Here is a 12390-nt window from a genome sequence, read left to right on the forward strand (position 1 = left end):
CCTGATGAGAAAACTGGCATATCTGAAATCAGGTGCTGGTATGACAATAGGCTTGTTGGTGTTCAAACAGCTAAAAATGAAGACCTAAATATTGTGCACTTTTAAACTTTAAACTGTGCACTTTTAAATTTTATCTAACAGGATTTTTTTGCCTCGTATTTTAAAATATATAAAAGAGACATACATCCTACTTGCTGAATGTATGCCTCTTGATAAGAATATTCTTTAATATTACTGAGTAATTTCTTCTCTCATTTTTCTGAAATTCTGAGCTGTTTTGGATAAAACCTCTTCAGGAGAAAGATTTGTTTTCATTTGCTCCAGAGAGAAAAATCCATCGAAATTATCTTCAGCCATTATTTGCATCAGTTCCTTTATTGGCATATCTCCTTCTCCAAGATGCGCATATTCCCAGTTCTTATACATATCGGGTGCATGGAATTCGTGCTTTTTCATTGGAAATGGATTTCCTTCACCAGTATATTTGGCATCTCTTGTATGCAAATGGGTTACTTTCCCTTTTATTATTGGATAAACTTCACGAGGCACATCCCCGTTTGTTATAGAGTGCGTAAAGTCCCAGTTGATTGAGAGACCGTGAGCATCTGCTCTCTGGAGAATCTCGTTAGCATTCTTCACCCTGCAAATATCATCGTGTGTCTCAAGAGAAAGGATGTCTCCGTGTTCTGCGGCAAATTTCCCGCATTCAGCTATCCCCTTTGCAATTCTATCAAAGAACCTATCTCTATTCTCTATCTTTGGTTCAGGAATAGTTCCTCCAAATACTCTGAGAAGTTTGATTCCGAGGTCCGATGCCAAAATGATATGCTGTTTGCAATTCTCAATATTTCTGCGGTATTCAGTGTCATCTGGAGAAGAATATTGAACAGAAGTAGCAAGGCAGCTTAAAATTATACCGCCATCTTTACACTTTGTCTTTACCTGTTCACGCTCGGATTTTGTGAGACTCAGCTCAACACCATGTTTATGGTTACTCTCTACCCTTGGCTCAAAGCCGTCAAAACCGTATTCTTTTGCTTTTGCAAGGATTGTATCTAAATTCCATTCTTTACAGCTAAAACTCATAAAACTGCTTTTTAACATTTGCGTTTCTCCTTTTAATAATTTTTCATAACGGATTTCATGAACTCCACACTTGCAGGAACACCTGTTGTCTCATCTTCCTCTCCCTCATATTCAAGCGCAACAAACCCATCAAATCCTGCATTCTTGATATGCTGAAGACATTTAGCGTGATCCACGTCTCCCTGTCCAACAACAGTCGGACGAAGTCCTCTTTTGTGAGCTGGATCCTTTTTAAAATCCTTGAAATGTACATACTTGCAGTATGGGGCAGCAATCTTTGTTCCTTCATCTCCTGCCTGACCGCATTGCATATAATTACCCACATCAATCGTAGCTTTCAAAAATGGGGAATTTATTTTTTCTATAACTTCTACCTGTTCTTCTCCTGTGCATGGGAGTCCGCCATGATTTTCTAAAGCCAATATAACATTGTTTTTCTCAGCAGAAGGAAGAACCAGTTCAATACCTTTTATAACCTTATCAAGTGCTTTTTTAATCTCTTCTGCATTACTTCTGTCGCTAATGCTTCCACCAAAGATTCTTGAGACAGGAGCGCCTACACCTCCTGCAACGTCCAGCCATCTTTTGACTTTTTCCACATGCTCATTAAATTCATCTTCTTCCTTATTAAAACTGTTAGACATAGAAAGGCCTGAAAGTTCAAGCGTTGTCTTTGACATAAGCGCATTTATCTGTTTTACGGCTTCTTTATATTCAGGCAAATACGCTACATGGAAATCTATGCCTTCAATTCCAAGTTTTTCAGCTTCAATAACAAATTTTCCCAGATTCCACTTTTCTTCTTTAATTCTTCTATGATAACTATAGTGACAAAGCGATTTTTTCATTGTTATTCTCCTATTGTTATTATACAGGACACATTTTATGACACTTATATATCAGCGCAATCTGTCTTCTAACGCTTTCAGGCGTTATATACAGCGGTTCACCCTGTCGAATGGTCTTATAAACATCATTATAAAAGTCAGGATTTCGTGATGTATCGCTTGGAACTTTCCATGTTTGCTCTTTCCATGGAATATCTTCTTTGTTATATGCCCGGTTTGGATCAGGTTTTGTGGAGACACTTCTATTAGGAAGTTTTTTAGGATCAAAGTATTTCCATCTAAGTTCCTTAGCATTTCCAGCCAGAGTGCCCTGGGTTCCCATTACAAGCCAGTGTTCCTGAGAATATGCGCATGCACTTGTCAGTTCAAGGTCAATCATTGGCTGCCCTTTTGCCTTTAGTATAATTTTTACATGGTCATCAGCATCTCCAAGCGTCAGTGTCCGCTCCAGATGGCAGAATACTTCTTCAGGGTCTTTTTCTCCAAATAACTGTAATAATACATCTATAGCATGCGGCGCAGTATTGTTAAGTGTTCCTCCACCAAATTTCTTCAATGTCTGCCAATCCCAGCGTCTTCCAAAACCATGCCATGTTTGTTTAATCATTACTATACGCCCCAACTTCCCTGAATCAATAATCTTCTTAATCTTTAGAAAATCAGGTGTATAACGCCTGTTTTGGAAAGGGGCCAGTATCATGCCGGTCATTTTCGCGGTTTTAAGCATCTTATCTGCGTCAGCTAAACTGGTTGCCATTGGCTTCTCACACACAACATGTTTCCCTGCTTTTAACGCTTTAATACTGCAACCTGCATGCAGATGCGAAGGAGTCGCAACAACCACAAGCTCAACATCTGGGTCTTTTATTAAGTCGTCGAAATTTGAATATATTTTACATTTAAATTCATCTTGTGCTTCTTTCTGTCTTTTCTTATCAGGGTCAGAAACTGCTACGATCTTATATTTATCCAATACTTGTCTGATCATACGAATATGGATGTCCCATCCACTCTTCCCAAGTCCAATAACACCTACGTTAATTACTTTGTTTTTTTTCTTAGCCATGTGTTTTCTCCTTATATTTTTACTTCTTCATTGTTTCTTACTGATTTATCAATTGCAAGCAACACCTTAACAGGCATTAAAAGCTCCTTATCAGTTAAGGGGTTTTCGTTACTATTGATAGTATCTATTAACTTTTTAAAAGCTTTATCATATCCATCCGAAGAATCTACTATCAGATGTCTGCTGCCTTTTTCGCAGTGAACAAGCACCTGAAACTCTCCTTTCCCTTCTCCGAGAAGATGAAGAGACACAACTTTCTCACTTTGCAAACCTGCTGTTACCCAACAGTTTTTTCCATACAATCTAGCGCTAATTGTCTTTACATCATATCCGAATCCATTAAGGAGCATTTCAACTGTGTGTATGCCGTAAAAGAATACGCCACCGTACTCACTCTTAAAATCAAAAGGGCCGCCAACCATACCTGAATGAATAGGACCTAAGTCTTCAACAGTCTGTTTAAAGAAATTCTGAAAACTGGATGTCTGCCATACACTGGACCATGAAGAAAGCCATGTGTTAGTCTGGTGGCTGAGTTCTATAAGCTCTTTTGCTTCTTCTAAGTCGCATGTTATGGGTTTATCAATAAAGGTTGGAATTTTATTTTTCAGAAATAGCTTTGCATATCTGGCATGATATTTAGCATGACGGTTCATAATAATAATTGCATCAACTTTTCCAAGCATATCCTCCGGCTTATCAACAAGTAAAGGAACCTTCCCTTGTTCCTGAACCTGTTTTACGTGCTCCAGAGTATCTCCTTCGCCCGGATATAGAGCTTCTACGAATGCACCATTCATAGTTTTCTCAACATTAAACCGCTTGCATGCCTGGTTCACATGCGAATTCTCCGTTCCGATTACACCGAATCTTATTACTTTTGTCTCCATCCCTTGCCTCCTTTTTTTATTTTTATCTTATTTTCTGAAACTCTTCCCACATTACCCAGAAGTTCTCTGCAGGGACATCTGCCTGGATATTGTGAATAGCAGAAAATACATATCCTCCATCTTTAGCAAGTATGTCAACGGATTTTTTTACATCATCCCTAACCTGCTGAGGTGTTCCATGAGGCAGAGTCTCCTGAGTATTAACTCCTCCTCCCCAGAAACAAATGGCTTTTGAGAATTCATTTTTTAATCTTTCAGCGTTCATACCTACAGCATTAGTTTGCACTGGATTCAATACATCTACACCTATATCAATAAGATCTGGAATTATTTCTGATATTGCACCACAGCTATGAAAGAAAATTTTCGCTTTAGGAGCTTTTGATTTGATAAAAGACAATAGCTTCTTTTGTCTCGGCTTTAGAATTCCCCTATACATATCAGGTGAGACCAATAAACTTTGCTGCGTCCCAAGGTCGTCGCATTCAGCAATAATATCTGCTCGCTTTCCTGCAAATGAAAGAACTCTATCCCAGTATCGCATTTTTACTTCCAGTATTTTATCAATTAAATACTCAGCCATTTTGACAGATGTAGCCAGGTCCATGTAAAAATTTTCGTAGCCTCTTATCCTGAAAGCCATTTCAAACAACCCCGCGCAATTGCGGTCAACTATCAGTGCCTTATCATCAGGTATAATCTCAAGTTCTTTTCTTAATATATCAAAGTTAACTGTCTTCTCAGGATCTGGAAAATCATATAATCTTAAATCCCCAATGGTTTTTGCATTCTGAAGAGGAGAGGCAGAGTCCTCGTTAAAGTAGAAATCTGTTTCAGTATTCATATTCCATGTTATACCCCATTCATCTTGATAGCTTATTGTTTTATCTTCTTTAGTTGTTTTTTTGTTAAGATTGTAAACGCGTGGCGGTCCAAGTCTTATAGTATCCACACCTAAATAATCAAGAACCTGTTTTGAGGGAATAACAATTTGCTGTATATCATCATGCATTATAAAATCACATGGCAGATTTCGCAATTTCATTGCATTTATGAAAGCTGTTTTTGTAATAGCTGTTACTGTTGTCCCGGACAAGTCATAGGGAATTTTATCGGGTTCAGAATGTCCAAGTGCTCTTAAAACTCGCTCCCTTGATGTCATAGCTTGATTGTACTTCCCTTTTTATTGGATTCTCGGACAGTGTCCAGCACTTTCATAAGGTTCAGCACACTTTCAGGTGTGACTGAAAAAGATTTTTCCCCATGTATTGCCTGAGCCAGTTCGAGGTAAATTACAGAAGCATCTCCGTAAATAAACTTTCCAACAGGTGTTCTCTCTATAACATCTCTCTTCTCGCTATTACCGGGAATACCCGTAACAAATTGTTGTTTCTTTTTCGGGACAACTACATAAATATATTTTTCATCTGATGTAATTGTTCCAAGTGAGCCCTGTATAAACCATCTTGGAAGCTGTTCTGCTCCGATGCCAATATTTATTTCGCCTATTATATCAGAATTTTTAAAAGCAAGAATGGTTTTAATGCTATCCTCGACATCTCCTGGATTAATGGCCTGCCAGAGTTTTCCCCATACGCTTTCCACAGGTTCATTAACCAGTTCTATAACCTGATCAATAAGATGAGGTCCCCAGTTCAGAAGATAGCCGCCTCCGAATTTGCTCTTTGTCTGCCAGTCGTCACGTACATCATAGAATAAAAAGTTTCTTTGAATGCTGAACGCCTCGCCAATTTTACCTTCAGCAATTATTTTTTTAATCTGCGTAAAATCCGTTCCCCAGCGAGATGGCTGCCATGGAGCCAGTATCCTTTTGTATTTTTTTGAGGCATCCAGCATTTTTTTTACCTGAACTGCATTAATTGCCATTGGTTTTGTAACCAGAACATGTACCCCTTTTTTCATAGCTTCAATCGCCATTGAAACGTGTTGGTCGCTTCTTGTAATGATACATGCAAGGTCTATTTTTTCTTTTTTGAACAAAGAGGATAGATTATTGTATGTGGAACATCCAAATCGCTGGTAAGCTTTTTTTTGTCTTTCCTTATCAGGGTCACATACAGCTACCACTTCATACTCAGGCAGAGCTTCAAGCGGGTCTGCATGAAGTTTACTTCCACTGCGTCCATAACCAATAATTGCTGTTCTTATAGCCATAGTCTTCTCCTTTGAATCTCCTATTCATACTTCTTCATTATCGACAGTTCGCGCGGCAAATGTATTTCATAAGATTCCCAGTTAATCCATTCTCCGCTTAAAAAGCCACTGTAATTGCTATCTTTTAAAAGCTGCATTGCTCGTTGATGATCAATATCTCCTTCGCCAATCGGGACCATAACCAACTTGCCGTCTTTCTTTGTGACTCCGTCATGGAAGTGAATATGCTTAATCCATAATTTGAGTGTCTGGAATGCTTCATCCATTGTCACTTTTTCCACACGGACAGGATGCATGATATCCCAGTTAACAGCAATTGCTGGGTGATTTACCCTCTTCATTACCTCCGCGAGATGCTTGGGATTACACCAGTGATCATGAGTTTCCAAACACACAGTTACATTCCTTTCCACAGCGTGACCAGCAACAGATTGCATGGATTTAACCAGAAGATCAATTGCTTCTTCTCTGGTGGTTCCTTCCGGAATCACGCCGCCAAATACCCTGATTACAGGAGCGCCGACATCAGCTGCCAGATCAATTGATTCATGTGTATCACTAATCATATCCTCATTGGTTGCAGGATTAGCATAGATGCAGGATGTTGCAATGCAGGAAAAAACAATACCACTTTCTTTCGACTTTTCTTTGCATTCCTTGCGGAAAGATTGGGATGAATCAAACTCAATTTTATGCCTATGGTTAGAGCTGACCCGTGGTTCAATGCCATAGTAACCATACTTTTTGGCAACTGCTATCATTTCGTCCAGATTAAGTTCAGGACACGAAAAACTCATAAAAGAAAATTTCATAATCTCTCCACTTTTTGTTGTTTTTTTACAGTTAAGTCTTTATGCTTTAAAAAACTTTTGCAATTACCTCTCTTGTAATTTTCATCCATTCACGAACTCGGTTTTGATCTCCCTCAACGGTTTCTATGTCTTTCAGCGTGATGTCAACGTGACAGTCTTTGCATGCTTCCAAGTCTTTCTTCAAAATTGAACGGATGCGGTCAGGATTAAAACCATAGCCTACCATATCAGTGGGGCTTGGACGGTAACTCAGGACATAGTCTTGCCCGATTTGCTCAGCACATTTCGCCACATTCGCAAAGGGAGAAATGGCAATGCGGCGCAGGTTTGGAATTTGACGCAGCATATTGATCTTGTGGGTAAGATCCTCGCAGCAACCATATGCCACCAACCCGAACCTTTTTAAGATTGGAAGCTGGTATTGCAACATAAACTCATTGTGCATTGCTGGAGATACAGCCGTAAATTCTTGCGCCGCCATGAATCCCCATAAGTTGCTTTGCATTACGCCATTAACATTTGCTGCTGGGTCATCAAGCTCTTCCACATAGGGCATGGACTGATTCTGGTGTGCGCAAAGACCCCAGTCTCTAGCCTCTTCAGCTTGCTTGTGTGTCCGCAAAATACCATCACTCATGAATTTCAATAATTTGTGCAGCCAGTCCGGATTATCAATCATATCCATCATAAAATGTTCAATCCCTCTTAAATGTCCCAAACTAGTTGAGATATCACCTCTCCACATGAGGTATGCGGGACCGCGGTCAACATTGATTGTAATGACATCGCCAATAGCATCCTGCAGACGATTTACATTACGAGTTGTAGCTTCCTCATCAATTTCGTGCCAGGGAGCGTGCAACTTTCCAATATCTTCCAGCTTTTTTATGGGATAGTCTATTTTGTAGGAGCCGCCTTGTTCATCTGAGAAGTTTCGTTTACCATCAATTCCAAACCCTTTACACTTTCGCGTCGCTTGTACAGTTACCCATGGCTCAAAAATAGAATCATCATTCAAAGTATCCCAGAACAAGTCGTGTCTTAAAATGTTCTCAAAGTCTCTAAGGAAGGCATCTTCGCAACAGCACTTGGATTGAGGCATTTCTCTCCATGCGAAAGCTCGTACATAAATGAGAGGATAGTTTCCTTTAAGACTGTTGTGTCGTCGCCACAGGGTACGACGCTCCTTTTGCACATCTCTATTGCAAACCTCAAGATATTGCCTGGCGAGGTCACGTAGAATAACTTTGTCATTTGAAGTCATATGACGAATGCTAGCACAATAACTGATAGCTGTCTTTAGAATAAATCACTTTTTTGTTGGATTTTTCACTGTAGCTATACTGTTTCAGAGAGAGAAGCCAGAAATTCAGATGGAGTAATTCCTTCTTTTTGCTTGAATATATAGCTAAAATAATGGGAGTCTTCATATCCGACAAGAGAAGAAACTTCAGAAATATTGTAATCTGTTTCAATAAGCAGGCGCTTTGCGTGGTTAATTCTTTTACTGGTAAGATAATCAATAGGGGATTTACCTATAATTTTCTTAAAAATATTACCAAAATATGTTTCACTTAGATTTGCTTCTCTAGCCATATCTTGCAGGGTTATATCCTTTTGATAGTTAGCTCGTATGAATTTTTCTGCTTTGATTATATTTTTGTAACTTTTTATCCGTCGGAATTGATGGCTGTCTTTTGTATTTAAATAGGTATTTAGAACAAGACCAAGTAGAGCTTTTAATTCACCACCTGTAATGATGGGAGAGACCATTGACTGATTATGCATATGATGATAAACAATAGCAGAACATATTGTTCTTATTTCAGCATCTGTTTGAATATGAACAATTCGAGGCCACTTTTTCCCATTTGGCAAAATAGGTGTCTTTCTCTTTAATTTATTTGTATTATAAAAATCAAAGTGGATGTAGTAACGGGCAAAATTTTCATCTCCTTCTGTATATATATTGAAATTTTCCCCAGGATACACAAGAAGCACATCCCCTTTTTCAAGGTGATATTCGGCATCATCTACAACTAATGTTCCTCTTCCTGATGCAACAAAATGGAGATCATGGTCAGAGCAAACCTGTGTTTTTTTGCTTTTTTCAACAAATCCTGGTGGAGAACTGGTTTTTCCTGCAGAATTCACCACAGGAGAAATATTACTAAGGTCTTTAGTCATATTAGCTATTCTGTCATGTTCTTTATGACTTCATCTCCAAACTCAGAGCATTTAAGAAGCTTTGCTCCATTCATCAATCTTTCAAAATCATATGTAACTTTTTTGCTTAAGATTGCCTTACTTATTCCTTCAGTAATAAGATTCGCAGCCTCCTCCCATCCAATATATCTAAACATCATCTCTCCAGACAATATCAATGAGCCGGGGTTTACCTTATCCATACCTCTATACTTGGGCGCTGTGCCATGAGTTGCCTCAAATATTGCATGACCGGTTTCATAGTTGATATTTCCGCCGGGTGATATTCCGATGCCTCCTACCTGTGCAGCTATCGCGTCTGAAATGTAATCTCCATTGAGATTCATTGTAGCTATTACATCGAATTCGTCTGTTCTTGTTAATATTTGCTGTAAGAAAATATCAGCAATGGTATCTTTTATTAAGATTTTTCCCCGAGGAACGCTTCCTTTACATTCGTTCCATGATATAACTTCTTCTGAAAACTCATCCTTTGCCAGCTCATATCCCCAGTTTCTAAATGCACCCTCTGTATATTTCTGAATATTGCCTTTATGAACAAGAGTTACGCTTTTTCTTTTATTCTTTATAGCATGCTTTATTGCTGCTCTTATTAATCTTTTACTTCCAGTCTCACTTATGGGTTTCAGGCCTATGCCAGAGTCTTCCCTAATGTGCCATCCAAAAGAATCTTTGCAAAAGCTGATAAGCTTCTTTACATCTTCTGAATATGCTTGTAGTTCTAGGCCTGCATAGACATCCTCTGTGTTTTCCCGAAAGATAATTACATCAACCTTCTCTGGATGCTTGACCGGGCTCGGGACACCTTCGAGCCATCTTACTGGTCGCAGACAAACGTATAGATCCAATAATTTTCTAAGAGTTACATTTAGACTTTTAAAGCCGCCGCCAACAGGCGTTGTTAGAGGACCTTTTATGCCTACCAGATATTTTTTGAAAGCATTAACTGTTTGTTCAGGTAGCCATTCTTTTGTTTTTTTATATGCTTTTTCTCCTGCAAATATTTCTTTCCATACAATTTTTCTCTTGCCTTTATATGCCTTCTCAACCGCAGCGTTAAATACTCTTACCGAAGCTCGCCAGATATCAGGACCAGTTCCATCTCCCTCAATAAAGGGAATAATTGGTTTATCAGGCACACAGAGTTTTCCTTCTCTCATCCTGATTTGGTTGCCCATTATTATTTGTCCTTTCTTTTTATATAATTTAATAAACCTCCTGCCACTATTATCTGTTTTTCCTTTTCAGTAAAATCATATTTCACCTCAATATTAACATTCTTGGTTTTGTTTTTTAAAACTAGTTTTGCATTTTTTGTTATTGTTTTCTCTACATCCCGAATTTCCCCAATATCTCCTGCATTTAGATGCTGATAATCCTCGGATTTTATAAAGATAAGAGGCAGGATGCCAAAGTTTATTAAATTGGTTCTATGGATTCTTTCTATGGATTTTGCAATAACAGCTTTTACTCCCAGATACATTGGGCATATAGCTGCATGCTCGCGGCTTGAACCTTGTCCATAACTCAGTCCAGTCACAATAATATTACTATAACCATCTAATTTATTGTCCTTACATCGGTTCGGGAAAGACGGATCAATCTCTTCAAATACAAATTGAGAGTATTTTTTAATATTGGAGCGATATTTCAATCTTGATCCTGCAGGCATTATGTGATCAGTAGTAATTTCATCTCCTACTTTAATTGCAATTTTAGCATTGATATTTTCAGACAAAGGTTTGTTTTTGGGAGGCTCTCCAATATTCGGGCCTTTATATATCTTTGTTTTTTTGCCCTCAGGTGCCGGGTGGATGATCATAGTGTCATCTACATGAAATTTCTTTGGTAGGTCAAAAGATGGGAAAACAGGTTCCTTAAGATCACGTGGATCAGTGATTTCTCCGGACAGGGCACAGGCAGCAGCTGTTTCAGGACTTGATAGGTAAACAAAAGCAGATTGAGTCCCGCAACGGCCCTTGAAATTTCTATTACTGGTTCTGATGCTTACTGCTCCTGTAGCTGGAGCGTGGCTGTTCCCAATACAGAATCCACATGCACACTCTGCAATTCTAGCCCCTGCATCAATCAATGTGGAAAGACTGCCGTCATCTGTTATCATTTTTAATACCTGCCTTGAACCTGGAGAAACTACAAAGCTTACGTTCTGTGAAATTTTATGTCCTTTGACTATATGAGCAGCTGTCTTAAGGTCATTATAGGAAGAGTTGGTGCAACTGCCAATGATTACTTGATCTACCCTTTTCCCAGCTAGTTCTCTTACCGGAGCAACATTTCCCGGGCTATGAGGACATGCCAGCATGGGTTCAATTTCAGAAAGATTAATGTTTATTACTTTTTCATACTTAGCATCTGAGTCTGCCTTTAATTCTTTCCACACACTTTCTCTATTCTCAGCTACAAGAAATTTCTTTGTAAGAAAGTCGCTGGGGAAAACTGATGTTGTCACGCCAAGCTCTGCACCCATATTGGTTATAATCGCTCTTTCTGGGACATCTAAACTTTCAAGTCCACTGCCTCCATATTCTATTATGGTTCCAACGTTTCCTTTGGTGCCAAACATCTTTAAAATTGTAAGTATTATATCCTTTGCGTTTATCCATGGATTTAATTTGCCTTCCAGATTAATGCGGATGATTCTGGGATAACGCAGGGTATATTCACATGTTCCCATTGCCACAGCTACGTCCAATCCACCTGCTCCGATAGCGAGCATTCCCATGCCTCCGGCTGTAGGAGTGTGGGAATCTGAACCAAGAAGTGTTTTTCCAGGCTCAGCAAACCTTTCCAGATGCACCTGATGGCATATTCCATTTCCCGCTCTGGAAAAATAAGCTCCATACTTACAAGCAGCAGTTTGAAGATAGCGGTGGTCATCGGCATTCTCAAAACCGGCCTGTATAGTATTATGGTCAACATAACTGACAGATAGCTCTGTTTTTATCTTTTGAATTCCAAGAGCTTCAAACTGCAGGTAAGTCATTGTTCCTGTAGCATCCTGGGTAAGGGTCTGGTCTATTTTTAGAATAATTTCTTTACCAGATATCATTTTCCCTTTCAGGAGATGTTCTTTTATGATTTTTTCTACTATACCTAAACCCAATTTTATGTCCCCTTCATTCTTTAATATAACTTTCTTTGAGTGAAATAGCAATAAAAAGTATCCTTAAATCAAAAATTTCTTGACAGGTGCGGAGGCTGAGAAACATAGGTAACACTCGTGGTATGATAGAAGACATCCAAACATTGCGAGCTAGCGAGCAATG

11 protein-coding genes are annotated in these 12390 nt (G+C 38.9%); all 11 read right to left on the reverse strand.

All coding sequences use genetic code 11. The features are described 5' to 3' along the window. Nucleotides 1-231: 231 nt before the first annotated feature. The 11 genes from Q7J67_08395 to Q7J67_08445 all read right to left on the reverse strand — a co-directional run bounded on the left by Q7J67_08395 (nucleotide 232) and on the right by Q7J67_08445 (nucleotide 12227). The gene (locus tag Q7J67_08395; GenBank protein MDO9465300.1) at nucleotides 232-1104 is read right to left on the reverse strand and encodes a sugar phosphate isomerase/epimerase family protein; all 873 of its coding nucleotides are present in this window, start codon (nucleotides 1102-1104) and stop codon (nucleotides 232-234) included. A 14-nt stretch (nucleotides 1105-1118) separates the two neighbouring features. Continuing rightward, a complete protein-coding gene (locus Q7J67_08400; GenBank protein ID MDO9465301.1) occupies nucleotides 1119-1934 on the reverse strand; it encodes a sugar phosphate isomerase/epimerase family protein in 816 nt (271 codons plus the stop codon). Nucleotides 1935-1953: 19 nt separating this feature from the next. Continuing rightward, nucleotides 1954-3000: a Gfo/Idh/MocA family oxidoreductase gene (locus Q7J67_08405; protein ID MDO9465302.1), complete on the reverse strand. Its 1047-nt coding sequence runs from the start codon at nucleotides 2998-3000 to the stop codon at nucleotides 1954-1956. A gap of 11 nt (nucleotides 3001-3011) precedes the next feature. Beyond that, nucleotides 3012-3890 (reverse strand): Gfo/Idh/MocA family oxidoreductase, encoded by an 879-nt coding sequence (locus Q7J67_08410; protein ID MDO9465303.1) that lies wholly within the window; start codon nucleotides 3888-3890, stop codon nucleotides 3012-3014. Between the two features lie 22 nt (nucleotides 3891-3912). Continuing rightward, nucleotides 3913-5052 (reverse strand): uroporphyrinogen decarboxylase family protein, encoded by a 1140-nt coding sequence (locus Q7J67_08415; GenBank protein ID MDO9465304.1) that lies wholly within the window; start codon nucleotides 5050-5052, stop codon nucleotides 3913-3915. After that, a complete protein-coding gene (locus tag Q7J67_08420; protein ID MDO9465305.1) occupies nucleotides 5049-6065 on the reverse strand; it encodes a Gfo/Idh/MocA family oxidoreductase in 1017 nt (338 codons plus the stop codon). Before Q7J67_08420 ends, Q7J67_08415 begins: the two co-directional genes overlap by 4 nt. A 20-nt stretch (nucleotides 6066-6085) precedes the next feature. Continuing rightward, a complete protein-coding gene (locus Q7J67_08425; GenBank protein ID MDO9465306.1) occupies nucleotides 6086-6877 on the reverse strand; it encodes a sugar phosphate isomerase/epimerase family protein in 792 nt (263 codons plus the stop codon). A 46-nt stretch (nucleotides 6878-6923) separates the two neighbouring features. Beyond that, on the reverse strand, nucleotides 6924-8141 hold the full coding sequence (locus tag Q7J67_08430) for a hypothetical protein (protein MDO9465307.1): 1218 nt from the start codon (nucleotides 8139-8141) through the stop codon (nucleotides 6924-6926). A gap of 74 nt (nucleotides 8142-8215) precedes the next feature. Next, complete coding sequence (locus tag Q7J67_08435; protein MDO9465308.1) at nucleotides 8216-9064, reverse strand: AraC family transcriptional regulator; 849 nt, start codon at nucleotides 9062-9064, stop codon at nucleotides 8216-8218. 5 nt (nucleotides 9065-9069) lie between these two features. Beyond that, a complete protein-coding gene (gene icd / locus Q7J67_08440; GenBank protein ID MDO9465309.1) occupies nucleotides 9070-10281 on the reverse strand; it encodes an isocitrate dehydrogenase (NADP(+)) in 1212 nt (403 codons plus the stop codon). Between the two features lie 2 nt (nucleotides 10282-10283). Further along, a complete protein-coding gene (locus Q7J67_08445) occupies nucleotides 10284-12227 on the reverse strand; it encodes an aconitate hydratase (GenBank protein ID MDO9465310.1) in 1944 nt (647 codons plus the stop codon). Nucleotides 12228-12390 lie beyond the last annotated feature (163 nt).

Source organism: bacterium (assembly GCA_030652805.1).
Taxonomy (GTDB): Bacteria; JAHJDO01; JAHJDO01; order JAHJDO01; family JAHJDO01; genus JAHJDO01.